Consider the following 493-nt stretch of genomic DNA (forward strand, 5'->3'; position numbering starts at 1 on the left):
GCTTCTCCGTCGCCGACGTCTTCCGCGCCCGCACCCTCGCCGACCTCGCCGAACTGGTCACCGACGCCGCCGACACCCCCGAACCGGTCGCCCCCTTCTCCCTCGTCGACCCCGCCGCACCGTGCTCCTGGCCGCCTTCCACCACACCATGAGCCTGTTCGCCGACCGCGACGACAGCGTGCGCGGCCACAGCATCGGCCTGGTCACCAACGGCCGCCCCGAGGTGCCCGGCGCCGACCGGATGCGCGGACTGTTCCTCAACACCGTGCCGTTCGGCGTGGACCGCCCGCGCGGCGACTGGCTGACCTACCTGAGGGACGTGTTCGGCGCCGAACAGGAGATGCTGCCGCACCGCCGGGTCCCGCTCGTCCGCATCGCCCGACTGCGGCCCACCGAACCGAACCTGACCGACACCGTCTTCAACTACGTCAACTTCCACCGCCTGGCGCACGACTCCTGGGACGACTCCCTGGAGATCGCCCGCACGATGTTC

1 protein-coding gene is annotated in these 493 nt (G+C 71.2%); it reads left to right on the forward strand.

The genetic code is table 11. From position 1 onward, the window contains the following. Window positions 1-121 precede the first annotated feature (121 nt). On the forward strand, window positions 122-493 hold a 372-nt coding region (locus LPA54_RS36890), incomplete at its 3' end, for a condensation domain-containing protein (RefSeq protein ID WP_308112926.1).

This window comes from Streptomyces sp. DH12 (assembly GCF_020873895.1).
Classification (GTDB): Bacteria; Actinomycetota; Actinomycetes; order Streptomycetales; family Streptomycetaceae; genus Streptomyces.